The organism is Enterobacter cloacae complex sp. 394F7 (assembly GCF_057320385.1).
Map to the genome: position 1 here is coordinate 160,805 of NZ_JBXWCS010000004.1, position 23,770 is coordinate 184,574.

Genomic DNA, 23,770 nt, shown 5'->3' on the forward strand with positions numbered 1-23,770 from the left:
GAGGCTAGTATCCGACGTAGAACAGAGGAAGGGAGATATCCCTTGCCGAAATGCCTTCCATGGTAAAACGGGAGCACTCCGGCTCCCGTTAACACTTAATATTTATCGTAATTAATCGAACCAAATTTAGTATAGGCCTAAAATTTGGTGATTCAACAGAAAATTGTTAGCTGGCTAATTAATTGCTTTAAGCATAATTCCCCGCGTAATCAGGCATGTGATGTTTCTCTCTGAACCTCTTCATTCTGCTCACGATGCGCTGATGACTGCATGCGATAGCCTAAGCCTGCCAGCGCAACGGTGACCAGCATCACGCTGGTGGTAGTTAACAGCGGGGTGGCAATCAGCGCTGACACCACCAGGCTTGCCAGGAAGCACAGGCCGAGCTGCAGGGTATTTTGCAGCGCCGCGGCGCGTCCTGTCGCCTGCGGGAAAGGACGTAACGCCTGTGCGACCACGATAGGATAAATGGCACCGTTAGCCACCGCCATCACGCAGAACGGAATCAAAATTTCCGCCAGACCGACGCCTGGAATAAACCCAACGGCCCAGGTCGCGCCCACGCTCAAGGCAAACAGCGCCAGCAGCCAGGGCAGCATCTGCTGGCCTTCCCATTTATGCAGCGCCGCACGGCAGCCGTATCCGCCCAGCAGGAAGGCGATGGTCTGCGGGACATAGCTCAGGCCAATGGCGGCCGGGCTGTACCCCATATCGTGCAGAATAAACGGCGAGCCGGTGAGCCAGGCGAAGAAGCTCGCCGAGCAGGCGGCATAGACCAGGACGTTACCACGATACGCTTTGGCGCTCAGCAGGGAGAGGAACGTGATCGGTTTGGCGTCAGCATGCACCTCTTTTTGATGCGCGGGCTTGAGGGCAAACGCTGGCAGCATCAGTACCAGGGTGATGGCAAACAGCGTGGCAAAAATGGCCTGCCAGTCAAAGTGCGCGAGGATCCAGCTGCCCAGCAGGGGAGCGAGGGCGGGTGACAGGCCAACCAGCGGCATAATGGTGGCGAAAATGCGGTTGGTACGGTTGGCCGGGTAGTAGTCGGTCACGAGAGCCTGCCAGGTTACCGCCGCGGCACAGACGCCGACGGCCTGAACAAAGCGCAGCACCAGCAGCCAGGTCGCATCGCGTACCCATAACATTCCCAGGCAGCCTGCGGCAAAAATGGCCAGGCCCAGTAACAGCACCGGTTTACGCCCGAAGCGATCGGAGAGCGGGCCCCAGAGCAGCTGTGCGATGGCAAAACCGGCGAGGAACAAACTCAGGCTGGCGCTGATGGCCGCGGCTGGCGTTTGCAGATCTTCCTGCATCGCCGCAAACGCGGGCAGGTACATATCGGTGGCCAAAAAGCCCAGCACGCTCAAACCGCCGAGCCAGACTAAAAATCCATTCCTGGGTTGCATTGTTTTATTCTCCTTGAGGAGGCAGGTAGACACTGGCGCAGAGTGTAGGGAGTGCAAAGCGGGTTGTGAAACGCTAATATTTGGCGGTTGCATTCAAATTTTTTGCAGGCAGAAAATGTGGTCAGATTATTCTCTTGAAGTGGTGGATGCTGTCGCGCGTAACGGCAGCTTTAGCGGTGCGGCACAGGAGTTGCACCGCGTCCCTTCGGCTATCAGCTACACGGTGCGGCAGCTTGAAGAGTGGCTGGCGGTTCCGCTGTTCGAACGGCGGCATCGCGATGTGGAATTAACGCCTGCTGGCGCGTGGTTTTTGAAAGAAGGGCGTTCTGTTATCAAAAAAATGCAGATCACTCGCGAACAGTGCCAGCAGATCGCCAACGGCTGGCGCGGACATCTTTCCATCGCCGTGGACAATATCGTTAAGCCGGAGCGTACCCGGCAGATGATCGTGGATTTCTATCGCCATTTTTCAGACGTTGAACTTCGTGTCTCGCAGGAGGTATTCAACGGGGTCTGGGACGCGCTGGCGGACGGCAGGGCAGAGATGGCGATTGGCGCAACCCAGGCGATCCCCGTCGGGGGGCGCTATGCGTTTCGCGATATGGGCATGTTGAGCTGGAAATGCGTCGTGGCACACGATCATCCGCTGGCTGCCCTGGAGGGACCGCTGAGTGACGACACGCTGCGCAACTGGCCGTCGCTGGTGCTGGAGGATACCTCGCGCTCGTTGCCAAAACGTATTACCTGGCTTCTTGATAACCAGCGGCGGGTGGTAGCGCCGGACTGGGAATCCTCCGCGACCTGCCTCAGCGCCGGGCTGTGCGTCGCGATGGTTCCCGTCCATTTCGCTAAGCCGAGAATCGATACCGGTGAATGGGTCGAGCTGACGCTGGAGAATCCGTTCCCGGATGCGGCCTGCTGCCTGACGTGGCAACAAAATGATGTGTCGCCCGCCATGGCATGGCTACTGGATTATCTGGGAGACAGCGAAACGCTTAACCGGGAATGGCTACGGGAGCCAGCTTAGCTGGCTCCACACGAGATTAACGACGGTAGTCGCGGAATGGACCATCCGCAACGGAACGGCGCTCGATAAGGCGCGGGTGAACTTCAATGGACTGCGACTCTTCACGTTTGTTGACGATCCTGTCCATCAGCATATTGAAGGCCGTTTCACCGAGGGAGTCCTTCGGCTGGTGGATGGTGGTCAGCGCAGGCGTGAAGAAGCGCGCGTTGCGCACGTTGTCATAGCCGATCACGGAAATATCCTGCGGCACGCGCAGGCCCAGCTCATCGGCTGCACACAGGGCCCCCATCGCCATGATGTCCCCGCCGCAGAACACCGCCGTTGGACGATGCGGCTGAGAAACGATCTGCTGCATGGCGCGGTAGCCAGACTCCGGCTCAAAGTCGCCCTGCACGATCCAGTTTTCCGGCACGGTGATCAGCGCTTCTTCCATCGCCTTCATAAACCCGGCCAGACGGCCAGCACCGGTGTTGCGCTCAAGCGGCCCCGGGATCACGCCTATTTCACGGTGACCGCGTTCAATCAGATAGCGACCCGCCATATAACCGCCTTCGAAGGCGTTATCGATGACGGAGTCGGTAAAGTCGGCGCGCGCTTCGCCCCAGTCCATCACCACCATTGGGATATGACGATACTCTTCCAGCATGGAAAGGACAGATTCCGGGTATTCGGAACACATCACCAGAAGGCCATCCACGCGTTTTTGCGCCATCATCGACAGATAGGCGCGCTGTTTTTCAATATTGTTCCACGCGTTGCCGAGGATAAGGGTATAGCCTTTCTGGAAGCAGTTTTTCTCAACCGCTTCGATGATTTCGGCAAAATAGGCCGCTTCACTGCTGGTCGCCAGCAAACCAATGGATTTGGTGTGATTAACTTTAAGGCTACGCGCAACGGCACTCGGCGAGTAGTGCAGCTCTTTGATTGCCGCCCAGACGGCGTTGCGCGTCTCTTCCGCCACGAAGCGGGTTTTGTTAATTACATGTGATACGGTTGTAGTGGAAACGTTTGCGCGTTTTGCTACGTCTTTAATTGTTGCCATTAAATGTCACTCCAGACCATATCCTAAACTCCTGAAAACCTTGAAGGTAAACGTTTGCCTTCTCTCACCCTTATCACGCAATTTTGAATTGCGGCACGCCAGGAAAACGACACGGGACGTCAGGAGGGGGTCAATGGCCGGTACGCTAATAAATTTAGCGTGGAATTTTGTCCTATCTTGATGAAAAGGGGAAGAGCTAAAGTGGTTATCCGTTTAAATCCTGGAAGATTTTTGACGTAAATTGTGTAAAAATGAGCAAGCTCACTTTTCGTGGGGGGATTAAAAGGAGAAAAATTGATGAGTTCCGATCTGAAGTTTTCGCTGTTCACCACCGTTATTGTGCTGGCGCTGATTGTTGCTGCAGGTCTGACGGCTGCACTGCACTGATTTACGCGGAGGGGGCGTTCGCTCTCTCCCGCTCGTCCTGATTGTTACATCTCCGGCAAAAATCTTTTGCCAATTTGTTAACTTCTCATTTTTTGTGATTGATGTCATGCTTTCGGCTTCTTTGTTCTGTGTCACCACATGACACGGCATCCGGAGTTGACGCATGAAAATCAATTTTCCCCTGCTGGCCCTGGCGATTGGCGCTTTTGGGATTGGCACCACTGAATTTTCCCCTATGGGACTCTTACCGGTTATCGCCCGCGGTGTGGACGTCTCTATCCCTGCAGCCGGGATGTTAATCAGCGCCTATGCCATTGGTGTGATGGTAGGGGCACCGCTGATGACGCTGTTGCTTTCCCACCGAGCGCGCCGCAATGCGCTGATTTTCCTGATGGCTATCTTTACCCTTGGCAACGTGCTCTCCGCCATTTCGCCGGATTACACCACGCTGATGCTGTCACGCATTCTGACAAGCCTTAACCACGGCGCTTTCTTTGGGCTGGGGTCGGTGGTGGCGGCAAGCGTGGTGCCCAAACACAAGCAGGCGAGTGCCGTGGCAACCATGTTTATGGGCCTGACCATCGCCAACATTGGCGGCGTTCCTGCGGCCACCTGGCTGGGTGAGGTCATTGGCTGGCGTATGTCGTTCCTCGCAACCGCCGTACTGGGCGTTGTCGCGATGGTGGCGTTGTTCTTCTCTCTGCCGAAAGGCAGCGCTGGTGAGCGTCCTGAGGTACGTAAAGAGCTGTCGGTACTGATGCGTCCGCAGGTGCTCTCGGCGCTGCTCACCACCGTGCTGGGTGCCGGGGCGATGTTTACCCTTTACACCTATATTTCGCCGGTGCTGCATGACATCACTCACGCGACGCCGATCTTTATCACCGCGATGCTGGTGCTGATTGGCGTGGGCTTCTCGATTGGTAACTATCTGGGCGGGAAATTTGCTGACCGCTCCGTGAGCGGAACGCTGAAGGGTTTTCTGACCCTGCTGATTGTCATCATGATTGCCATTCCCTGGCTGGCGCGTAATGAGTTTGGCGCGGCCATTGCGATGGTCGTCTGGGGTGCGGCCACTTTTGCCGTGGTTCCGCCGCTGCAGATGCGCGTAATGCGCGTCGCGCATGAGGCGCCGGGTCTTTCATCGTCGGTGAATATTGGTGCGTTCAACCTGGGCAATGCGCTCGGTGCCGCAGCGGGCGGTGCTGTGATTTCGGGTGGTCTGGGATACAGCTTTGTGCCGGTGATGGGGGCCATTATTGCCGCGCTTGGCCTGCTGTTAGTGATGATGTCGGGTCGTAAACAGCCTGAAGCGGCCTGTGCTGCCGAATAAAAAAACGCAGAAGGGGAAACCCTTCTGCGTCTCTCTTACGCGGCGAAGTTCTTCGCCACAAAGTCCCAGTTAACCAGTGCCCAGAAGTGCTCCAGGTAGTTAGGACGCGCGTTACGGTAATCAATGTAGTACGCGTGTTCCCAGACATCCACGGTCATCAGCGGTGTCGCGCTGGTGGTCAGTGGTGTACCCGCGTTAGACGTGGAGACGATAGCCAGTTTGCCATCGGCCTCTTTTACCAGCCATGTCCAGCCAGAACCGAAGTTTTTGATTGCGGCATCGGTAAATTTCGCTTTGAACTCCGCAAAGCTGCCAAAGGCGGCGTTAATCGCAGTAGCCAGTTCACCGGTCGGCTCGCCACCAGCATTTGGTGCCAGGCAGTGCCAGTAGAAGGTGTGGTTCCACACCTGAGCAGCGTTGTTGAATACGCCACCGTCTGAACTGCGGACGATCTCTTCCAGCGTTTTGCCTTCAAAATCGGTGCCCTTGATCAGGTTGTTCAGGTTGGTGACATAGGTCTGGTGATGTTTGCCGTAATGATATTCCAGGGTTTCCGCAGAAATGTGCGGTGCCAGGGCGTCTTTTGCATACGGTAGTGCAGGTAATTCGAACGACATTGCTTCTCTCCTTATTGTATTTTGCGTTGCCAATAACCACACAGACAACAAGGACAGGATAGCAAATTGAAAGGGTATGCAAAAGAGGAACTTACCCTGCCGTGGTGACGGCAGGGCAGGGTTTAGCGGATGGTTTTCGGCGTCATGACGCGGCGTGCGCCGACGTAGTGACGCACCCAGTAGTCTTCGCTAAGCGAGGTGATCTGAATGTCCTGACCGCTTCGTGGGGACTGAATAAACTTCCCGTTACCCACATACACGCCGACGTGATCAGCCGTACCGCGACCCTGGGTGCGGAAGAAGACCAGATCGCCATTTTGCAGCTCGCCACGGTTAACGGGGGCGGCGTCGCGCAGGTGGTACATTTCATTGGCGGTGCGCGGAATGCGGAATTTCACCAGATCTTTATAGGCGTAATACACCAGCCCGCTGCAGTCAAAACCGGTGCGGGGAGAGGTGCCACCCCAGCGATACGGTTTCCCAATTTGCCCCATCAGCTTATTCATCGCCGTTTTTTGCGCTTTCTGTACCCGAACCTTATGCGCGTCGGCAATTTTTGTCACTTTCGTGCATTTGGCTTTATGCCCTTTGCGCGTGGTGCATTTTTCCGTTACGAGGTTGGCAGCAGTTTTTGAGGCTTTACGTTTCGATGCGAGGGCAGTGCGGGAAGATGTTGATTTCGATTTGCTGGAGGCGGTCTTTTTCGTTTGAGCGGTTGTTTTTTTCTTTTCGTTCTTACTGGTAGTCTTTTTTTTACGTTCTGTGGTTTTTGCCAGATGCGTTTTTTGCACAGCAGAGTGCCGCGCCTGTTGAGAGGCGTTTGCCGCTGGCGTGAAAGAGAGTGATGTAAACAGTAAAGCACAGAGCGTGATCGAGATTTTATTTATCCGCGCCACTGGGCAGTCCCCTGATAAATGCAGGTCATCAATAATACCCGCGTGTGATTTACAAAGCCCGTCGATTCTAATCCATAAAAACCCGAGAAGTTAATAGCATTTTTCAATCTAAAAACCTGTTTCGTTAGCAAGTGCAAAAAAATTCATCGATTTGTCGCACAATTGTTCACGCCCTAAGCAAAACCCTGCCTGCCGCAGGGTTAAGCACCATTTACAATGCAACTTTTCGCCACTCGCGATAAAATAGCTATACGTGACAAAAATGTTATTTTCCGATGCCAGTCTGAACCGCTACAATGTCAGACTAATGCCGTAACAGAAGTTAAAGGAAGCAAGACATGAGCACCACTATTGAAAAAATCCAGCGCCAGATCGCTGAAAACCCAATTCTGCTGTATATGAAAGGTTCTCCGAAGCTGCCAAGCTGTGGCTTCTCCGCGCAAGCGGTTCAGGCGCTGTCTGCCTGTGGTGAACGTTTTGCTTACGTTGATATCCTGCAAAACCCGGACATCCGCGCTGAGCTGCCAAAATACGCGAACTGGCCGACGTTCCCGCAGCTGTGGGTCGACGGTGAACTGGTTGGCGGTTGCGATATCCTGATTGAAATGTATCAGCGCGGCGAACTGCAGCAGCTGATCAAAGAGACGGCGGCGAAGTACAAAACCGAAGAGCCGGACGCAGAGTAATTTTCTGCGCAAATAAAAAAGCGACCTTAAGAGGTCGCTTTTTTTTATTCTTCGCTGTCGCCCATCGCCAGCGGCCAGCCGCCCAGACGCTTCCAGCGGTTGACTATTTCACAGAACAGCTCTGCGGTGCGCTCCGTATCATACAGCGCGGAGTGCGCCTGCGTGCCGTCAAACTCAATCCCGGCCGTAATACAGGCTTTTGACAGGACCGTTTGTCCCAGCGCCAGGCCACTCAGTGCGGCGGTGTCAAAGGTCACAAACGGGTGGAAGGGGTTACGCTTAAGAGAGGCTCGCTCGGCGGCGGCCATCGTAAAGCTGTGATCGAACGTGGCGTTATGCGCCACCATAATGGCGCGGCTGCAGTTGCTCTCTTTCATGCCTTTACGCACCATTTTGAAAATGGCGTGCAGCGCATCATATTCGCTCACCGCACCGCGCAGCGGGTTATGCGGATCGATGCCATTAAACGCCAGCGCCTCTGGCTGCAGGTTTGCGCCTTCAAAGGGCTCAACGTGGAAATGCAGCGTGGTGTCCGGTGTAAGCCAGCCCTCTTCATCCATCTTCAGCGTGATGGCGGCAATTTCAAGCAGCGCATCGGTTTTAGCGTTAAATCCGGCTGTTTCGACATCAATGACAACAGGATAAAAACCACGAAAACGGTCGCACAGACCGGTAAGTTGAGCGTTATCGGACATCAGGGTCTCTTACAAGGGGAAAAAAGCAGAGCGCATTATGGCAAATTTTGGCGTGGGATGCAGTAAAACAACGGGCGCATAGTGCGCCCTGAGGGATCAGTTGCCCAGACCGCGACCGGCGTCTTTGGCTTCAATCAGCTCGATTTTATAACCGTCTGGATCTTCAACAAACGCAATCACGGTGGTGCCGCCTTTTACCGGGCCCGCTTCACGCGTGACGTTGCCACCGTTGCTGCGAATGCGTTCACAGGCTTCTGCCGCGTTGTCCACTTCCAGCGCGATGTGGCCATAGGCCGTGCCCAGCTCATAGCTGTCGACGCCCCAGTTATAGGTCAGCTCGATAACCGCTTCATCCGTTTCCGGGCCGTAACCCACGAATGCCAGCGAGTATTTGTATTCCGGGTTTTCGCTGGTGCGCAGCAGCTTCATACCCAGTACGTTAGTGTAGAAATCGATGGAACGTTGCAGATCGCCAACGCGCAGCATGGTGTGAAGTAGGCGCATAATTTCCTCATTAACCAATGGAGTAGTGTATCTTTTTGAACAGAAACGATGTTTTAGTATAGCGGCGAAAGGCCGCCGCTATCAATGCACAACGGAGAGATTACAGCGTAGGGTAGTCGGTATAGCCTTCCGCGCCGCCGCCGTAGAAGCTTTCCGGGCGCTGTGGGTTCAGCGCTGCTTTCTGCTGCAGACGGGCAACCAGGTCCGGGTTGGCAATGTAATCACGACCAAAGGCCACGGCGTCGATCAACCCTTTATTAATCAGATCTTCGGCTTTCTCAGGCGTATAGGCCCCCGCACCGATGATCACCCCGTGGAAACGCTCGCGCACTTTCTGGCGGAAAGCCTCAGAGTAAGGCTGACCACCGGCCCAGTCCGGCTCGGACATGTGCAGATACGCGATACCGCGTTTCGCCAGTTCTTCAATCAGATACAGCGCGTCCGCTTCTTCGTTCGGACCGTTGTCGACGTTCTGGAACGTACCGATTGGGGAGACGCGAATACCAATACGGTCCGGGCTCCACTCCTGACAAACGGCATCAACCACTTCCAGCACCAGACGGGCGCGGTTTTCGACGCTGCCGCCGTACTGGTCAGTGCGGTGGTTGGACGACGGTGAAAGGAACTGGTGCAGGAGGTAACCGTGCGCGGAATGCAGTTCAACCAGATCAAAACCGGCTTCGCGGGCGTTAGCTACGGCCTGACGGAAATCGTTCACGATACCCGGGATCTCATCCAGCTCAAGGGCGCGTGGCGTTGAGGTATCGACGCGGATCGCGTTACCGTTTTCATCGCGCAGGGAAGTGCGGGTATTCGCATTCAGGGCCGACGCGGAAACCGGCGCCTGACCGCCAGGCTGAATGCTGCTGTGAGAGATACGACCGGTGTGCCACAGCTGAACCGCAATGCGACCCTCTTCGGCGTGAACGCCAGCGGTGATTTTCTTCCAGGCGGCAATCTGCTCCGGGCTGTGCAGGCCTGGTGCGCCGGCATATCCCTTCGCCTGTGCGGAAATCTGCGTGGCTTCAGTGATGATGAGGCCAGAGCTGGCGCGCTGACGATAGTATTCACCCATCAGTGGGGTTGGGATATCACCCGGCTCAATGCTGCGCAGACGGGTGAGTGGGGCCATAAACACGCGGTTTGGTGCGGTGACGGCGCCCACTTTCAGTGGGGTGAAAAGTTTTTCAGCTGACATAACGACTCCTGAGTAGACCAGTCGACTAGTAATTAAGTAAATAAAAACGCCTGCTACACGCCAGGCGCAGTAATGCTGCTATTAACATGTGCCAGTGCGCTTTCCAGCGGCACGGCACTGCGGGAAATTTTGGCCTGCAGGTTCGCCCCTAACCAGAGCGAATATAAAACCTGCGCCTGGGTTAACGCCTCACCGGCGAAGGCCAGCGTTTTTTCACGGCGGCCATTCTCAAGCGCCTGCGCCAGCAGGGCGATCACGCCGCTGGCACCTTTATCCATTGCCGCACGCATATCTTCGGAGAGATCGCACACTTCTGCAGAGAGTTTTACCGTCAGGCATCCGCTGATAATGCCCTGCTGACAGAACTGGTTCAGCGTTTCCTGATAGTAGTTGAGAACACGATCCCGATAGTTTCCTTCACCACTGGCGAAATGGGTGGCCAGGCGTTGATGGTAGCTGGCATAGTGCCTCTCCAGCATCGCCACGCCAAACGCCTCTTTGGATCGGAAGTAGTGATAAAACGACCCCTTTGGCACTTCAGCGGTTTTAAGTAACTCGCTTAACCCCATACCGGTAAACCCGCGATGCATGCAAAGCCGCTCGCCGGTCGCCAGTAAATGTTCGCGTGTATCGTGTTCAGTATTTCTGCTCATGGCCAAACTCTAATAGACCGTTCGGTCTATTGCAAGGGCGTTTACTGACGACATGCGTTCAGAATATCCAGTTGCTGCTGATAAACCGTTGATTTCACATCCATCATACCCAGTACGGTAGAGAACAGATTATCCTGCGAAACCGCATTTTTTGCTGCGTAGTCGCGCAGGCACTGCGCGTTGATACCAAAATTTTTCGCGTAGTCCGGTGATAACCAGAACATAAACGGAATGTGCGTTTGTTGCTCTGGCGCCAGCATGTACGGCGTGCCGTGCAGATAAATTCCGCTTTCGCCCAGCGATTCGCCGTGGTCGGAAAGGTAAATCAGCGCGGTGTTCATATTCGCCTGACGTGCCTTCAGCGCATCAATGGTTTTGCTAACCACGCTGTCGGTATACAGAATGGTGTTGTCATAGGTATTCATCAGCGCCTGGTGATCGCAATCCTGAATCTCATTGGTTTCGCAGGTTGGGGTGAATTTGCGGAAATTGTCCGGGTAACGGTGATAGTAAGCCGGGCCGTGGCTGCCCATCAGGTGGATAACCAGTACGGTGTCCTGTTTCAGGCCGTCCAGCACGTTGTCGAGACGGTAGAAGTTCACATCATCAATACAGGACTTGTCTTTGCAGAACTGATCCAGGTTCCACTGGGTCATATCGGTATGGGGTACGCGGTCGCAGGCACCTTTACAGCCGCCGTCATTGTCACGCCACAGCAGGTTGATTCCCGCGTGTTTGAGCACATCGAGCAACCCTTCCTGGTGATGCGCCAGGTCGGCATCGTATTTGCTGCGCGTCATCCCGGAGAACATGCAGGGAACGGAAACGGCCGTTTCGGTGCCGCATGACGTGGCCTGCGGGAAGTTGATGACATCCTGCTTTTTCAGTTCCGGGTTCGTTTCACGGCCATAACCATTCAGCGAGTAGTTCGCGGCACGTGAGGCTTCACCGACAACCAGCACCAGAACCGTTTTCTTGTTCTGACCTGCAATCAGCGGGCCTTTATGCGCATCTTCACCTATACGCACCAGCGTTTGGTCACCTTCGAACCAGCGCATTTTGCTGTATTTCATCATGGCGCTGACGTAGTTAGCAGGGGTGACCATCTTGACGATGCTCTTATTGTTGCGAAACAGCGACGCATAATCTTTATAAAACACGGCGGCGACGAGGATGATCACCAGCAGGGCGCCAAGCATGGCGGCAACGCGCATCAGCAGCGCATACCACCATTTTCCGGTTTGAATACGCGTCATCGCCAACACCACGGAAGGAACCAGTCCTGCTATGACAATCCACAGAATCATCTGCGGCGTGACCAGCGCTGTGGCTTCCTGAGAGTTGGTTTCGAACACGTTAACAATCATGTTCTGATCGATAACCGCGCCATAGGTATACATAAAGTACGTTGCCGCGGCACAGCCGACGGTTAAGACGATCAGCAGCGGCTTACGGATAAAGGGGATATTGAGCAGGCTGAAGACAATCACCCAGCCGCAGAACAGCACCAGCGGCACGGACGCGGCAAAAAGAATATCGTGAAGCCTTGCCGGGGCAATAATGGCCCAGCTACGTTGAATAAACAGTGCGTTTATCAGCGTAAAGAAAAGCGCACAACCCAGAGTGAATTTTATATCGTTACACTGTAACTTCTTCGTTAACCACATCGAAAAGAAACCTGTCATCATATTGATGAGGCGAGTATAGAGAGGGAAGATTAGTGAAACCTTAATGCCACAAAACTGTGGTAAAGCCCTTGCACGTGGGGCGTTTAACGTCTTCACTGTAGGTGAGTGTCGGTATTCGGAGGTGAACGTGGCAGAGCAGCTGGAGTTTTTCCCCATCCAGAGCCCGTGCCGGGGGATTTGTCAGGTGGATGAACGCGGTTATTGCCGTGGGTGTATGCGTACCCGCGACGAGCGGTTTAACTGGCAAAATTTCAGCGACATGCAAAAGCAGGAGGTGCTTCGCCTCTGCCGCCAGCGGTTTCTGCGCAAAATACGTGCAAACAAGCCGGGTGAAACCGAAGAACCCCAGCAACCTTCACTGTTTTAACACGCTTATTGCGTATACTCATGACATCACTTCCTTGAGGAAAATGTTATGGTTCAGCGTATTACCCTTGCCCCCCAGGGGCCAGAATTCTCCCGCTTTGTGATGGGTTACTGGCGCCTGATGGACTGGAATATGTCCCCCCTGCAACTGGCGAGCTTCATTGAGGAGCACCTCGATTTAGGGATCACCACCGTCGATCATGCTGACATTTATGGCGGCTATGCGTGTGAAGCGGCGTTCGGAGAAGCCCTCAAGCTGGTTCCGGCGCTGCGTAAGCGGATGGAAATTGTCACCAAATGCGGTATTGCCACGACGGCAAAACCTGAACATACCCTTGGTCATTACATTACCGATAGCGCACACATCATCAAAAGCGCCGAGCAGTCGCTGGTGAACCTGGCAACGGATCATATCGACCTGCTGCTGATCCACCGTCCCGACCCGTTAATGGATGCCGATGAGGTCGCTGAAGCCTTCCTGACGCTGCATCAAAGCGGCAAAGTGCGTCATTTTGGCGTCTCAAACTTTACCCCGGCGCAGTTTGCGCTGCTGCAGTCTCGTCTGCCCTTTACCCTGGCCACCAACCAGGTGGAAATCTCCCCGGTGCATCAGCCATTGTTGCTGGATGGTACGCTCGATCAGCTGCAACAGCTGCGCATCCGTCCTATGGCGTGGTCTTGCCTTGGTGGCGGTCGTCTGTTCAATGACGATGAATTCCAGCCGCTGCGCAATGAGCTGGAAACCATTGCCCGTGAACTGAACGCTGAGAACATCGAACAGGTGGTTTACGCGTGGATCCTGCGTCTGCCGTCGAAACCGCTACCGATCATTGGTTCCGGTAAAATTGAACGCGTGCGTTCTGCCCTGGCGGCTGAAGAGCTGCAGATGAGCCGTCAGCAGTGGTTCCGCATCCGCAAAGCTGCGCTCGGTTACGACGTACCGTAAACCGGTAAAAATGTGACTTTCCGGTGAAATCTTTGCCTCTGGTATACACTTAAGAGGCAAAAAATAACCAGCGGAGGTCATATGAAGCGGTTTGCTCTGGCACTGGTCACGCTGGTTGTTTGCGCAGGGGCGCAGGCAGCCAGCGATGAAGTAGAAATGAATCTCGTCACCTCGCAGGGCGTAGGTCAGTCCATCGGCACAGTGAAAATCACTGAAACCGACAAAGGACTGGAATTTACGCCCGATCTCAAGGCCCTGCCTCCCGGCGAACATGGTTTTCATGTTCATGCTAAGGGGAGTTGTCAGCCCGCGTTAAAAGAGGGTAAACCCTCGGCAGCAGAGGCGGCAGGCGGCCACCTTGACCCACAACATTCCGGTAAGCATGAGGGCCCAAACGGAATGGGCCATCTGGGCGATCTGCCCGTGCTCGTGGTAAATAATGACGGCAAAGCCACGGATCCGGTTGTTGCGCCACGCCTCAAAAAGCTGGATGAGGTGAAAGGCAAGGCGCTAATGATCCACGTCGGCGGCGACAATATGTCCGATCAGCCGAAACCGCTTGGCGGTGGTGGGGCACGCTATGCCTGCGGGGTGATCTGATCCCCAATCGTCCCCGGCGGTGGCGCTTGTTCCAGCTGCGACAGGGAACAGTGCAGCCGCCAGATTATCGACGCTAAATCACGCGCGGCGGGCTGATGGTGGTGAGCAAGACTGTCGCAGATCCGCTGCAGTTCAGTCAGCGTCGCTTCCAGCGGGCGTTGCTGAACGCCGCGTTCACTCATCACATCGCGTAGCAGAGAGATGCACACGTCGCGCACCTGCGACAGCGGATCGGAGCGTGTCTCCCATGCGCGAAGTTGCCAGACCACGTGGGAACAGTTCAACAGGACCACTCCCCAGCGCAGCAGCCAGCGGCGGGAAAGCGAGTCCTGGCTGTTATTGAGCTGGCTGACATGGTGGTACACCAACGATTCATACTCACTTTCACGCAGATGCGGTTTACGGCTGAGCTGATCGACAAACCCCCGACGAAGCTCGCGGATATGGCGTCGGCTTTTACGCGCGTCTGAGCCGGGGCGTAATACGGCAAAAGCCAGCCACGCCAGACCCACGCCCAGGATTTTTGCCAGATTATCATTGAGAAAATCGGCGTAATCATAAACCGGCGGGTTTGTGACTGAGATAAACGAGCCCATAAAGACAATCAACTGACCCCAGAGCCCCGCCAGTTTTGGCATTTGCAGCTTCAGAAGCTGCATCGTGGTTAACAGCGGAAACAGAAACAGCAGGAACTGCCACAGGTCGCTTATCTGCACCATCAGGCCGAACTTGACCACAAAGCTGAACAGCGATAACAACACCAGCGTGCGCAGCAGCAGCGTAAGCGAGTTGAACGGCGAGGCGGCGACGGAGTAGAGCACGCAACTGATGGCGGCCAGCGTGAGCGCGGCGGAGCCAGATTCCCACTGCGTGGTAATGCTCCATGCCCCCACCAGCGTCAGGGCGCAAAAGGTTCGAAAACCGCTCCACAGCGCTTCCAGATAGTCAGTGTGCCGCGCCAGCGCCGGGCTACTGGGAACGGCGAATTCCGTTATCGGCGTGGCATTTTCAACGGCCTTGATCCAGCGACTGCTGCGCAGATACAGGCGGCAAAAGTAGTTCAGGCGCTGCCAGAAGGCGCGGTGGCGATAATCGTACTCATCTTTCGGCGCAAGCGGGGCGATAATGCGGGCCACCGTGTAGATGTCGGCATCCGGGCGGGCAAGGGCTGCGAGCAACGTTTCAATGATGGCGCGGGTGTTTTCCGGTGGCGTTGACCAGTTGAGTAACATCCGGCGCAGGCTGGAGATCGCACTGGTCATCCGTAGCTGCTGGTGAAGCAGGTAGTTCAGCAGGGTATTCTGGCGGCGAAAACGATAATGGCTCCAGAAGGCCTGAATGCGTAACAGATTCATGGTCAGGATCTGACCAATCACCTTTTCATGCGCCAGGCGAATCTCATCGTTAGTATCCGGCTGCCAGAGCAGGCTCGCATGTTCCAGCAAGCGGGTATGCATGGTCTTCAGCGCCGTGATAAGCGCGGTGCCGTCGGAGGTGCTGGGCAGAATCATCATCATAAACCCGCCGCTCAGAATACCGACGATGACTTCGCAGACGCGCGCCTGGGCGATATCCCATAACTCGGTGGTATCGAGAACGTTAACTACCGGAAAGGCAATAATCGCGGCGGTATAGCCCGCCAGCTGGAAGGCGTAGGCGACGTTATTAGTAAAGTGGGCGCAGGCCCAGGTACAGCATCCCAGCCATGCTGCCATGCTCAGTAAAAAAAGCCATGGATCGTTCAGGGTATGGCCTGCAATGATCAGCGCCGCAGTGGCACCGAGCAGGCTGCCCGCGATGCGCCCAAGGCTTTTACTGATCACTCCGCCAACGGTCGGGAAGCTCACGACCGCCGCGGAGGTCATGGCCCAGTAAGGCTCGTCAAGGTTCAGATAGTAGGCGACGGTCAGCGCAAGGCACATGGCAATGCCATTGCGCAGGGCGTAGCGCCACTGAGGGCGCGTTGCTTTCATCCACGGCAGATTTCGCCAGGGTAAGGCATTCATCAGGGTGTTCCGATCGAGACAGTACAGGTTGTGCCGGAGACCAGAGTTAACCCCTGCGGTAAGCGGTCAAATTCAACCCGAACCGGCACGCGCTGGGCCAGGCGCACCCAGGGGACATTAGGTTTGATGTCGGGAACCAGGCCAGAATCGGTTTCAACGCTCTGATCGTAAATGGCACGGCCAATGCTGGAAACGTGACCCTGTAACCTTTGCGAGCCGCTATAAAGCGTTATCGTGGCAGGGGCACCTTCCCGAATATGGCGAAGTTTGGTCTCTTCAAAATAGCCCACGACGTAAAACGAGTGGCTGTCGACCAGCGCGAAAATCGGTTGGCCGGTGGTGGCATAATTACCCACGCGGGCAGAGAGGTTCGTCACCCAGCCATCGACAGGGGCCTGTACCACGGTTTGCGTCAGTTCCCATTGCGCCTGTTTGAGCGTTGCCTCTGCCACATTGACGTTGGCCTGCATCGCCTTGACGTTGATGTTGGCGGTATCCAGGTCTTCGGCAGAGATATAGTTTTGTGATAAATGCCGACGACGCGTGGCTTCGTTGTTCGCTTTCGCCAGCTCAGTCTGGGCCTTAGCCAGCTGCGCCTGGGCGTTAAGGATCGCAATATGGTAAGGGGTGTGGTCAATGCGGAATAAAACATCTCCCTTTTTAACAAACTGGTTATCCTTAACCAGAAGCGCCGTGATACTGCCAGATACCTGCGGGGTGATACTCACCTGCTCAGCGCGAATTTTACCGTCGCGTGTCCAGGGTGACTGCATATAAAAATTCCACAGCCACCAGCCGGCAACCAGGGCCAGAGCCAGGACAAAGAGGGTGGAAAAGTACTTCAGCGTTTTCAGGGGCATAATCACCACACAATCAGCACAGCAAGGCCAAGAGACACGGAGAGGGCGAACAGGGAGAGATCCATCAGCATGGGGTGCCAGATCTCGCCAGAATACATCCAGTCGCGGAGCAGACGATGCGCGACAAGCCAGATCACAAAGCCCACCAGAACGGCTTTAAACAGGGGAGGAAAGTAGACTGATGCACCGAAGATCAGGTCCTGAAGGGGCAGCCCCTCTGAGCGATGAAAAAACGTCACGAGCAGAGATCCTTTGCAGTGAACAGAATGCCGGGATGGCTTGTCTTAATGAGATGGAACATCACTTTTCAGTGTAAGTCATACTTTTAAATTTGATGAATGTCGTAATGCATTTGTTTTGGCAATACAAATGCTGCACACTATTCTAAAATCAGTATAATAACTTAGCAAGCTAATTATAAGGAGATGAAATTGGAATCGCCATTAGGTTCTGATCTGGCAAGGTTGGTACGCGTCTGGCGTGCTCTGATTGACCATCGCCTGAAACCTCTGGAATTGACACAGACGCATTGGGTCACGCTGCACAACATTCATCAGCTGCCGCCCGACCAGTCACAAATTCAACTGGCAAAGGCGATTGGTATTGAGCAGCCGTCGCTGGTGCGTACGCTTGACCAACTGGAAGAGAAGGGGCTGATCTCCCGACAAACCTGTGCCAGCGACCGTCGCGCCAAGCGAATTAAACTCACTGAGAAAGCGGCTCCCATTATCACTGAAATGGAAGCAGTGATTACCAAAACCCGCGGTGAGATCCTGTCCGGGGTTTCCCCTGCGGAGCTTGAAATGCTCATCAGTCTGATTGGACGCCTTGAGCAGAACATTCACGACCTGCAGGCACGCGACGTCTGACCTTATCAGGCCTTGCATTCGCAAGGCCTTTTATCATCTGGAGACGATCACCCGGTTGCGACCCGTCTCTTTCGCCTCATACATCGCTTTATCAGCCTTTTCCACACACTCTTCAGCCGTCGTCTCCACGGACGTTGCCGTAAAGACGCCCATGCTGATGGTAATGGGCTCCGGAAGCTGTCCCCCGCTGCTGGTCTTATCAAAGCTGCTCAGCTTCAGGCGGATGCGTTCCGCCACCTGGTACGCGGCTGCTGAAGGGGTGTTGGTTAACATCAACACAAATTCCTCACCGCCAATACGTGCGGCAATATCCTGAGGCCGTACGGAATCCATCAGCAGATGCGCCACAAACTGCAACACTTTGTCGCCCTGCAGATGGCCGTAGCAGTCGTTGATGCGCTTGAAGCGGTCGAGATCGCTGACGATAACCGAAACCGGACGGCTGGCTTTACAGGCACCGAGTGCCTGGTTTAGCGAGTCGTAAAAATAGCTGCGATTGTAGAGGCGGGTCAGAGGATCGCGAATCGAGTTTTGATACGACTGTTGATATTTCAAATGCGAGTCGCGATAGAGTCTAAAGACATCATAAAGCAGAACAAAAATAATCAATAACGTCGCAACAGTTTCAAATAAGCGCGCTCGATACCAGGAAATATCCTCCGCGTGTCCGCCTGCTAATAGCATCGCGAGCGTCACGATATAACAGACACATAAAAAATTACCGCCCACCCAAAAAATATTGCGTACGCGGGTAATAACCATTAGCGTTGCTAATGTCACCACCCAAAGAATAATCAAGACGATATTTATTGCATGGCTCCAGAGAACCATAAATTGATGGGTTTCATTATCCACCAGGTCTAACGACATTAATGGTGAGTGGCTGGAGCTAAGCCAGGCCAACAGCACCATGCCCACCATAAACAGAAATGTACCGGCAACAATGGCGATATGCGCCGCACGTGAAAGCGGATTATCCCTGACGATATACAGCAGGGCCGACGCAATCATCAGCACCGCCATTAACAGATGGCGGTACATAAAGAAGATCATCGTATCGTTATAGTCCACGACGTTGAGCTGGTAGAGATCAAGCCAGGCCGGGAAACTGGTAAGCGTACCCACCATCAGCATGGCTGAACCGGCAAAGGCAAAAGCGATAGCAATCAGGTACAACCGTCTTCTGTCACACCAGTATTTCATGGCCATAAAGCAGGCAATAAACAGATGGAATACCAGTAAAAAAATGGTGAGTGTAGGGAATAAAAGCGGTGAGAAAGAGGGAACCCATTCGACCAGTTTTAAAAATAAAATTTGTAATATTCCAATGACGACAATGCACCCTAAACAGAATGGAATATAGGGCTTTTTCACGTACCGGGAGATCGCAAGCATAAGTATGTTTCAACGAAAATAATAAATAAAAAAGTTAATTGAGATTAGCCTAATGCAAAAGAGAGGGGAATACTTTGCGCAGGAACAAGATACGGCGTGGTTAATTATTCATTGCCTGAATAAATTTTGTAAAACTATTTATTATAATGATGCTATTTGTAAAAGGATGCGGCCTGGCAGCCACATCCTTTTTATGAATTAACGCGGAGAAACGGTAACCTGGCTACCGTTGCTTGCCAGCACGACGCGCTGACCTGCAGAGAAGCGGGTGCTGCCCTGTTTCTGCACAACCATAATGGTGCTGCCGTCGTCTTTACGGATTTCCAGCTCTACGCCCTGGGTTTTATTCATCGCACCCTGAACGCCCTGGCCTGCTACGCCACCCGCAACGGCACCTGCCGCAGTCGCCAGAGAACGGCCTGTACCACCGCCTACGGTGTTGCCCAGGAAGCCACCCAGAACCGCACCGCCGATGGCACCCATGACGTTGTTCTCGTCACCACCCTGAATTTGAACAGGACGTGCGTTAACAATCGTACCGTAAGTCACGTTCTGAACCTGTTTCGCTTCAGAAGCGCTATAAACGTCGCCAGAAAGTGAACTGTCATTCACACAGCCAGCCAGAGTTAAACCAATCAGCGAAACGCCCAGTACACGTAAAATCATTTGAATCTCCTGTTCACCAAAAACGCCCAATCCGGGCATCCGTTATGGCTAAATTATATGGCATAAAGGGCCATCGTTCATATCTTTGCACTAACAATCGGAAAATTGTACTTGAATTTGACTTAACGAGAGATAAACAAAATTTCGACGCGTTACCTCACTGAGAGTGTTAAAAAATATTATCGCCTGATGGCAAAGCGGGGCTGTTTATGGTTGAGTGGTTATCCTTAGCCCACGCAACGTAAGGAAAGCGCATGAAATCGGGTCGCTATATTGGTGTGATGTCTGGCACCAGTCTGGATGGGGTAGATGTCGTTCTGGCCGCCATAGACGAAAACATGGTGGCACAACAGGCAAGTCTGACCTGGCCTATCCCTGTTTCGCTGAAAGAGGAGATCCTGAGCATCTGCCAGGGGCAACAACTGACGCTTTCGCAGCTTGGACAGCTTGATGTCAGGCTGGGGGCGCTGTTTGCCGATGCGGTGCTGGCGCTGATGCATAAAGAGAATCTCCGGCCGCAGGATGTGGTCGCGATTGGCTGTCACGGGCAGACCGTCTGGCACGAACCCACTGGCGATGCGCCGCATACCCTGCAAATTGGCGATAATAATCAGATTGTGGCAAAAACGGGCGTCACGGTCGTGGGTGATTTCCGGCGTCGCGACATCGCGCTGGGCGGGCAAGGTGCGCCGCTGGTGCCGGCCTTCCACCAGGCGTTGCTGGGGCACTCGTCAGAGCGCCGTATGGTGCTTAACATTGGCGGTATTGCCAACCTGTCGATGCTGATCCCGGGCCAGCCGGTACGGGGATATGATACCGGCCCGGGTAACATGCTTATGGATGCCTGGATCTGGCGTCAGTGCGGTAAACCGTATGATAAAGACGCGGAGTGGGCGAGCGAAGGCAAAGTCATTATCCCGCTGCTGCAGTCCATGCTTAGCGATCCCTGGTTTGCCCTGCCGGCACCAAAAAGCACGGGACGCGAGTACTTTAACTATGGCTGGCTTGAACGTCAGCTGGCTCGGTTCCCGGCGCTGGCACCGCAGGATGTTCAGGCGACGCTGGCCGAGCTCACGGCGGTCTCCATATCAGAACAGGTACTTTTGAGCGGTGGCTGCGAACGTCTGCTGGTCTGCGGGGGGGGAAGCCGCAACCCGCTGGTGATGGCGCGCCTTGCCGGGTTGTTGCCGGGCACCGAAGTGACAACCACCGATGAAGCCGGCATCAGCGGAGACGACATGGAAGCGCTGGCCTTCGCCTGGCTTGCCTGGCGTACCGTTGCCGGGCTACCGGGGAATTTGCCCTCAGTCACCGGCGCACGCGAAGCCAGCGTTCTCGGTGCCATTTTCCCGGCCAATCCCCGTCATAATCAGAGTTAACTGAAATTCAGCGCAGCGCGTCGCCGGTAAAATAAAAGGGAACAGGAGGGCCCGTTAGCCCTCCAGGACCAGGATAGTCTTCGGAATACGCTCATGAAAAAACTTCTTCTTATTGCTGTACCTGTCTTGCTGTCAGGCTGCAGCGTATATAACCAGCTCGTTGAGCGCATGCAGACCGACACGCTGGAATATCGCTGTGATGAAAAGCCGCTGACCGTCAAGCTTAATAACCCACGCCAGGAAGCCAGCTTTGTCTATGACAATAAATTGCTGACGCTCAAGCAGGGGATCTCCGCCTCCGGCGCGCGCTACAGCGACGGTATTTACGTCTTCTGGTCGAAAGGTGACAGCGCCACCGTCTACAAACGAGACCGCATCGTGCTGAACAATTGCCAGCTCGAAAATCCGAAGCGTTGAGATTTTCACAGGGGCGGCGCACAATAGCGCCACCCAATCTCAACGTCACCTAATGCCATGTCTGATAACGACGAACTGCAGCAAATAGCGCATCTGCGCCGTGAATACACCATAGGCGGCCTGCGTCGCCAGGATCTTCCCGCTGAACCTCTGGTGCTTTTTGAACGCTGGCTGAAACAGGCCTGTGAAGCAAAACTGGCCGACCCAACGGCCATGGTGGTTGCCACGGTGGACGAAAATGGTCAACCGTATCAACGTATCGTGCTGCTTAAGCATTATGACGAGAAAGGGCTGGTGTTTTACACCAACCTGGGCAGCCGCAAAGCACACCATTTAGAGAACAATCCCCGAATCAGTCTCCTGTTCCCCTGGCATATGCTGGAACGCCAGGTCATGGTCACAGGCAAAGCGGAGCGCCTTTCCACACTGGAAGTGGTGAAGTACTTCCACAGCCGCCCGCGTGACAGCCAGATTGGCGCCTGGGTCTCAAAACAGTCCAGCCGAATTTCTGCCCGCGGCGTGCTGGAAAGCAAATTCCTTGAACTCAAGCAGAAATTCCAGCAGGGCGAAATTCCACTGCCCAGCTTCTGGGGCGGTTTCCGTATCCCGATCGAGCAGATTGAGTTCTGGCAGGGGGGCGAACATCGCCTGCACGACCGCTTTTTATACCAGCGCGACAACGGCGGCTGGAAAATCGACAGGCTTGCACCGTAATCCCCGAAATTTGTTGATTTAAGCGCTAGCGCACGCCGCGCTTGCGCTTTATTCTATGGTCCTTTCGCATCAGGCGAAAAGTCGTGTACCGGCAAAGGTGCAGTCGTTTATACATGGAGAATTTGATGGCAAGCAGTAACTTGATTAAACAATTGCAAGAGCGGGGCCTCGTGGCCCAGGTGACGGACGAGGAAGCGTTAGCAGAGCGACTGGCGCAAGGCCCGATCGCGCTCTATTGCGGCTTTGATCCCACCGCTGACAGCTTGCATTTGGGGCATCTTGTTCCATTGTTATGCCTGAAACGCTTCCAGATGGCAGGCCATAAGCCTGTGGCCCTGGTGGGCGGCGCGACCGGTCTGATCGGCGACCCAAGCTTTAAAGCCGCTGAGCGTAAACTGAACACCGAAGACACCGTGCAGGAGTGGGTGGATAAGATCCGCAAACAGGTTGCACCGTTCCTCGACTTCAACTGTGGTGATAACGCCGCGATTGCCGCCAATAACTACGACTGGTTTGGTAGCATGAACGTGCTGACCTTCCTGCGTGACATCGGCAAACACTTCTCTGTTAACCAGATGATTAACAAAGAAGCGGTGAAACAGCGCCTGAACCGTGACGATCAAGGTATCTCCTTTACTGAATTCTCTTATAACCTGCTGCAGGGCTACGACTTCGCCTGTCTGAACAAACTGCACGGCGTTTGCCTGCAGATTGGCGGTTCTGACCAGTGGGGTAACATTACTTCCGGTATCGATCTGACCCGTCGCCTGCATCAAAACCAGGTGTTTGGTCTGACCGTTCCGCTGATCACCAAAGCCGACGGGACTAAATTCGGTAAAACCGAAGGCGGTGCGGTATGGCTCGATCCGAAGAAAACCAGCCCGTACAAATTCTATCAATTCTGGATCAACACCGCGGACGCCGATGTTTACCGCTTCCTGAAGTTCTTCACCTTCATGGACATTGAAACCATCAACGCCCTGGAAGAAGAAGATAAAAACAGCGGTAAAGCACCACGCGCGCAGTATGTGCTGGCGGATGAAGTGACCAAACTGGTTCACGGTGAAGAAGGTCTGGCCGCGGCGAAACGCATTACCGCAAGCCTGTTCAACGGTACGCTGAGCGATTTGAGCGAAGCTGACTTCGAGCAGCTGGCGCAGGATGGCGTACCGATGGTTGAGATGGAGAAAGGGGCTGACCTGATGCAGGCGCTGGTGGACTCTGAGCTGCAGCCGTCTCGCGGGCAGGCGCGTAAAACCATTGCGTCTAACGCCATCACCATCAACGGTGAAAAACAGGCTGACCCGGAATACACCTTCGCCGACAGCGATCGCCTGTATGGCCGCTACACGCTGCTGCGTCGCGGCAAGAAAAATTACTGTCTGGTCTGCTGGAAATAAATAAAAATCTCCAGGGGCGT

At 54.5% G+C, this 23,770-nt stretch carries 26 protein-coding genes; 12 read left to right on the forward strand and 14 right to left on the reverse strand.

The genetic code is table 11. From position 1 onward, the window contains the following. Positions 1 to 209 precede the first annotated feature (209 nt). Positions 210 to 1,409 carry a purine nucleoside transporter PunC gene (gene punC / locus AC2FAK_RS07740; RefSeq protein WP_095454804.1) on the reverse strand — a complete coding sequence of 400 codons (1,200 nt, stop codon included), beginning with the start codon at positions 1,407 to 1,409 and terminating at the stop codon, positions 210 to 212. A 115-nt stretch (positions 1,410 to 1,524) separates the two neighbouring features. Between punC and punR the strand changes: the two genes are divergently transcribed. Beyond that, positions 1,525 to 2,436: a DNA-binding transcriptional activator PunR gene (punR, locus tag AC2FAK_RS07745; protein WP_013096930.1), complete on the forward strand. Its 912-nt coding sequence runs from the start codon at positions 1,525 to 1,527 to the stop codon at positions 2,434 to 2,436. 16 nt (positions 2,437 to 2,452) lie between these two features. Here the strand turns inward: punR and purR are convergent, their stop codons facing one another. Beyond that, a complete protein-coding gene (gene purR / locus AC2FAK_RS07750) occupies positions 2,453 to 3,478 on the reverse strand; it encodes an HTH-type transcriptional repressor PurR (RefSeq protein ID WP_013096929.1) in 1,026 nt (341 codons plus the stop codon). Positions 3,479 to 3,775: 297 nt separating this feature from the next. Here purR and cydH point away from each other — a divergent pair, with 297 nt between their 5' ends. Next, positions 3,776 to 3,865, forward strand: a complete 90-nt coding sequence (gene cydH / locus AC2FAK_RS07755) for a cytochrome bd-I oxidase subunit CydH (RefSeq protein ID WP_020688313.1) — start codon at positions 3,776 to 3,778, stop codon at positions 3,863 to 3,865. A gap of 163 nt (positions 3,866 to 4,028) precedes the next feature. Further along, positions 4,029 to 5,195, forward strand: coding sequence for an MFS transporter (locus AC2FAK_RS07760; RefSeq protein ID WP_023621710.1), 1,167 nt, complete (start codon positions 4,029 to 4,031; stop codon positions 5,193 to 5,195). Positions 5,196 to 5,230: 35 nt separating this feature from the next. Here the strand turns inward: AC2FAK_RS07760 and sodB are convergent, their stop codons facing one another. Together sodB and AC2FAK_RS07770 are read right to left on the reverse strand one after the other, a co-directional pair. Then, positions 5,231 to 5,812 carry a superoxide dismutase [Fe] gene (gene sodB, locus AC2FAK_RS07765; protein WP_013096926.1) on the reverse strand — a complete coding sequence of 194 codons (582 nt, stop codon included), beginning with the start codon at positions 5,810 to 5,812 and terminating at the stop codon, positions 5,231 to 5,233. A gap of 122 nt (positions 5,813 to 5,934) precedes the next feature. Further along, positions 5,935 to 6,708, reverse strand: coding sequence for a C40 family peptidase (locus AC2FAK_RS07770; protein WP_029882772.1), 774 nt, complete (start codon positions 6,706 to 6,708; stop codon positions 5,935 to 5,937). Positions 6,709 to 7,046: 338 nt separating this feature from the next. Here AC2FAK_RS07770 and grxD point away from each other — a divergent pair, with 338 nt between their 5' ends. Further along, entirely contained in the window at positions 7,047 to 7,394 is a 348-nt protein-coding gene (gene grxD, locus AC2FAK_RS07775) for a monothiol glutaredoxin 4 (protein ID WP_003832760.1), read from the forward strand. A gap of 44 nt (positions 7,395 to 7,438) precedes the next feature. On the opposite strand, the gene rnt is transcribed toward grxD, so the two are convergent. The 5 genes from rnt to eptA all read right to left on the reverse strand — a co-directional run bounded on the left by rnt (position 7,439) and on the right by eptA (position 12,111). Further along, on the reverse strand, positions 7,439 to 8,089 hold the full coding sequence (gene rnt / locus AC2FAK_RS07780) for a ribonuclease T (RefSeq protein ID WP_013096924.1): 651 nt from the start codon (positions 8,087 to 8,089) through the stop codon (positions 7,439 to 7,441). 96 nt (positions 8,090 to 8,185) lie between these two features. After that, entirely contained in the window at positions 8,186 to 8,593 is a 408-nt protein-coding gene (gene gloA, locus AC2FAK_RS07785; protein ID WP_013096923.1) for a lactoylglutathione lyase, read from the reverse strand. 100 nt (positions 8,594 to 8,693) lie between these two features. Continuing rightward, a complete protein-coding gene (gene nemA, locus AC2FAK_RS07790) occupies positions 8,694 to 9,791 on the reverse strand; it encodes an alkene reductase (protein ID WP_029882773.1) in 1,098 nt (365 codons plus the stop codon). Positions 9,792 to 9,844: 53 nt separating this feature from the next. Continuing rightward, a complete protein-coding gene (locus AC2FAK_RS07795) occupies positions 9,845 to 10,444 on the reverse strand; it encodes a TetR/AcrR family transcriptional regulator (RefSeq protein ID WP_028028082.1) in 600 nt (199 codons plus the stop codon). 41 nt (positions 10,445 to 10,485) lie between these two features. Next, the gene (gene eptA, locus AC2FAK_RS07800; RefSeq protein WP_058651521.1) at positions 10,486 to 12,111 is read right to left on the reverse strand and encodes a phosphoethanolamine transferase EptA; all 1,626 of its coding nucleotides are present in this window, start codon (positions 12,109 to 12,111) and stop codon (positions 10,486 to 10,488) included. Between the two features lie 148 nt (positions 12,112 to 12,259). Between eptA and AC2FAK_RS07805 the strand changes: the two genes are divergently transcribed. The 3 genes from AC2FAK_RS07805 to sodC all read left to right on the forward strand — a co-directional run bounded on the left by AC2FAK_RS07805 (position 12,260) and on the right by sodC (position 14,044). Beyond that, positions 12,260 to 12,499: a DUF1289 domain-containing protein gene (locus tag AC2FAK_RS07805; RefSeq protein ID WP_038420902.1), complete on the forward strand. Its 240-nt coding sequence runs from the start codon at positions 12,260 to 12,262 to the stop codon at positions 12,497 to 12,499. 48 nt (positions 12,500 to 12,547) lie between these two features. Beyond that, positions 12,548 to 13,444 carry an aldo/keto reductase gene (locus tag AC2FAK_RS07810; protein WP_038419214.1) on the forward strand — a complete coding sequence of 299 codons (897 nt, stop codon included), beginning with the start codon at positions 12,548 to 12,550 and terminating at the stop codon, positions 13,442 to 13,444. 81 nt (positions 13,445 to 13,525) lie between these two features. Beyond that, the gene (gene sodC / locus AC2FAK_RS07815; protein WP_095454803.1) at positions 13,526 to 14,044 is read left to right on the forward strand and encodes a superoxide dismutase [Cu-Zn] SodC; all 519 of its coding nucleotides are present in this window, start codon (positions 13,526 to 13,528) and stop codon (positions 14,042 to 14,044) included. Here sodC and AC2FAK_RS07820 read toward each other — a convergent pair. Genes AC2FAK_RS07820 through AC2FAK_RS07830 form a run of 3 tightly spaced genes read right to left on the reverse strand, consistent with a single transcriptional unit; the run spans position 14,023 to position 17,149 of the window. Further along, entirely contained in the window at positions 14,023 to 16,050 is a 2,028-nt protein-coding gene (locus tag AC2FAK_RS07820; RefSeq protein WP_375714095.1) for an FUSC family protein, read from the reverse strand. The two genes, sodC and AC2FAK_RS07820, sit on opposite strands and share 22 nt — an antisense overlap. Further along, on the reverse strand, positions 16,050 to 16,910 hold the full coding sequence (locus AC2FAK_RS07825; RefSeq protein WP_040023033.1) for an efflux RND transporter periplasmic adaptor subunit: 861 nt from the start codon (positions 16,908 to 16,910) through the stop codon (positions 16,050 to 16,052). The genes AC2FAK_RS07820 and AC2FAK_RS07825 overlap by 1 nt, the downstream gene beginning before the upstream one ends. A gap of 2 nt (positions 16,911 to 16,912) precedes the next feature. After that, positions 16,913 to 17,149 carry a DUF1656 domain-containing protein gene (locus tag AC2FAK_RS07830; protein WP_013096914.1) on the reverse strand — a complete coding sequence of 79 codons (237 nt, stop codon included), beginning with the start codon at positions 17,147 to 17,149 and terminating at the stop codon, positions 16,913 to 16,915. Positions 17,150 to 17,335: 186 nt separating this feature from the next. On the opposite strand from AC2FAK_RS07830, the gene slyA reads away from it, so the two are divergent. Further along, on the forward strand, positions 17,336 to 17,779 hold the full coding sequence (slyA, locus tag AC2FAK_RS07835) for a transcriptional regulator SlyA (protein WP_095454801.1): 444 nt from the start codon (positions 17,336 to 17,338) through the stop codon (positions 17,777 to 17,779). Positions 17,780 to 17,812: 33 nt separating this feature from the next. Here slyA and AC2FAK_RS07840 read toward each other — a convergent pair whose 3' ends face one another. Together AC2FAK_RS07840 and slyB are read right to left on the reverse strand one after the other, a co-directional pair. Further along, positions 17,813 to 19,174, reverse strand: coding sequence for a sensor domain-containing diguanylate cyclase (locus tag AC2FAK_RS07840; RefSeq protein ID WP_095454800.1), 1,362 nt, complete (start codon positions 19,172 to 19,174; stop codon positions 17,813 to 17,815). 198 nt (positions 19,175 to 19,372) lie between these two features. Next, complete coding sequence (slyB, locus tag AC2FAK_RS07845) at positions 19,373 to 19,840, reverse strand: outer membrane lipoprotein SlyB (protein WP_013096912.1); 468 nt, start codon at positions 19,838 to 19,840, stop codon at positions 19,373 to 19,375. Between the two features lie 254 nt (positions 19,841 to 20,094). Between slyB and anmK the strand changes: the two genes are divergently transcribed. The 4 genes from anmK to tyrS all read left to right on the forward strand — a co-directional run bounded on the left by anmK (position 20,095) and on the right by tyrS (position 23,750). Next, on the forward strand, positions 20,095 to 21,219 hold the full coding sequence (gene anmK, locus AC2FAK_RS07850) for an anhydro-N-acetylmuramic acid kinase (protein ID WP_062857212.1): 1,125 nt from the start codon (positions 20,095 to 20,097) through the stop codon (positions 21,217 to 21,219). Positions 21,220 to 21,312: 93 nt separating this feature from the next. Next, positions 21,313 to 21,636: a C-type lysozyme inhibitor gene (gene mliC / locus AC2FAK_RS07855; protein WP_013096910.1), complete on the forward strand. Its 324-nt coding sequence runs from the start codon at positions 21,313 to 21,315 to the stop codon at positions 21,634 to 21,636. Between the two features lie 57 nt (positions 21,637 to 21,693). After that, positions 21,694 to 22,350: a pyridoxamine 5'-phosphate oxidase gene (pdxH, locus tag AC2FAK_RS07860; protein WP_095454799.1), complete on the forward strand. Its 657-nt coding sequence runs from the start codon at positions 21,694 to 21,696 to the stop codon at positions 22,348 to 22,350. Between the two features lie 125 nt (positions 22,351 to 22,475). After that, entirely contained in the window at positions 22,476 to 23,750 is a 1,275-nt protein-coding gene (gene tyrS / locus AC2FAK_RS07865; protein ID WP_014831636.1) for a tyrosine--tRNA ligase, read from the forward strand. The last annotated feature ends 20 nt before the right edge of the window (positions 23,751 to 23,770 follow it).

Bases quoted from the DNA above. Each gene is read 5' to 3' on its own strand.
- punC (WP_095454804.1), bottom strand. From the start codon at position 1,409: ATGCAACCCAGGAATGGATTTTTAGTCTGGCTCGGCGGTTTGAGCGTG.
- punR (WP_013096930.1), top strand. From the start codon at position 1,525: ATGTGGTCAGATTATTCTCTTGAAGTGGTGGATGCTGTCGCGCGTAAC.
- purR (WP_013096929.1), bottom strand. From the start codon at position 3,478: ATGGCAACAATTAAAGACGTAGCAAAACGCGCAAACGTTTCCACTACA.
- cydH (WP_020688313.1), top strand. From the start codon at position 3,776: ATGAGTTCCGATCTGAAGTTTTCGCTGTTCACCACCGTTATTGTGCTG.
- AC2FAK_RS07760 (WP_023621710.1), top strand. From the start codon at position 4,029: ATGAAAATCAATTTTCCCCTGCTGGCCCTGGCGATTGGCGCTTTTGGG.
- sodB (WP_013096926.1), bottom strand. From the start codon at position 5,812: ATGTCGTTCGAATTACCTGCACTACCGTATGCAAAAGACGCCCTGGCA.
- grxD (WP_003832760.1), top strand. From the start codon at position 7,047: ATGAGCACCACTATTGAAAAAATCCAGCGCCAGATCGCTGAAAACCCA.
- rnt (WP_013096924.1), bottom strand. From the start codon at position 8,089: ATGTCCGATAACGCTCAACTTACCGGTCTGTGCGACCGTTTTCGTGGT.
- gloA (WP_013096923.1), bottom strand. From the start codon at position 8,593: ATGCGCCTACTTCACACCATGCTGCGCGTTGGCGATCTGCAACGTTCC.
- nemA (WP_029882773.1), bottom strand. From the start codon at position 9,791: ATGTCAGCTGAAAAACTTTTCACCCCACTGAAAGTGGGCGCCGTCACC.
- AC2FAK_RS07795 (WP_028028082.1), bottom strand. From the start codon at position 10,444: ATGAGCAGAAATACTGAACACGATACACGCGAACATTTACTGGCGACC.
- eptA (WP_058651521.1), bottom strand. From the start codon at position 12,111: ATGTGGTTAACGAAGAAGTTACAGTGTAACGATATAAAATTCACTCTG.
- AC2FAK_RS07810 (WP_038419214.1), top strand. From the start codon at position 12,548: ATGGTTCAGCGTATTACCCTTGCCCCCCAGGGGCCAGAATTCTCCCGC.
- sodC (WP_095454803.1), top strand. From the start codon at position 13,526: ATGAAGCGGTTTGCTCTGGCACTGGTCACGCTGGTTGTTTGCGCAGGG.
- AC2FAK_RS07820 (WP_375714095.1), bottom strand. From the start codon at position 16,050: ATGAATGCCTTACCCTGGCGAAATCTGCCGTGGATGAAAGCAACGCGC.
- AC2FAK_RS07825 (WP_040023033.1), bottom strand. From the start codon at position 16,910: ATGCCCCTGAAAACGCTGAAGTACTTTTCCACCCTCTTTGTCCTGGCT.
- slyA (WP_095454801.1), top strand. From the start codon at position 17,336: ATGAAATTGGAATCGCCATTAGGTTCTGATCTGGCAAGGTTGGTACGC.
- AC2FAK_RS07840 (WP_095454800.1), bottom strand. From the start codon at position 19,174: ATGCTTGCGATCTCCCGGTACGTGAAAAAGCCCTATATTCCATTCTGT.
- slyB (WP_013096912.1), bottom strand. From the start codon at position 19,840: ATGATTTTACGTGTACTGGGCGTTTCGCTGATTGGTTTAACTCTGGCT.
- anmK (WP_062857212.1), top strand. From the start codon at position 20,095: ATGAAATCGGGTCGCTATATTGGTGTGATGTCTGGCACCAGTCTGGAT.
- mliC (WP_013096910.1), top strand. From the start codon at position 21,313: ATGAAAAAACTTCTTCTTATTGCTGTACCTGTCTTGCTGTCAGGCTGC.
- pdxH (WP_095454799.1), top strand. From the start codon at position 21,694: ATGTCTGATAACGACGAACTGCAGCAAATAGCGCATCTGCGCCGTGAA.
- tyrS (WP_014831636.1), top strand. From the start codon at position 22,476: ATGGCAAGCAGTAACTTGATTAAACAATTGCAAGAGCGGGGCCTCGTG.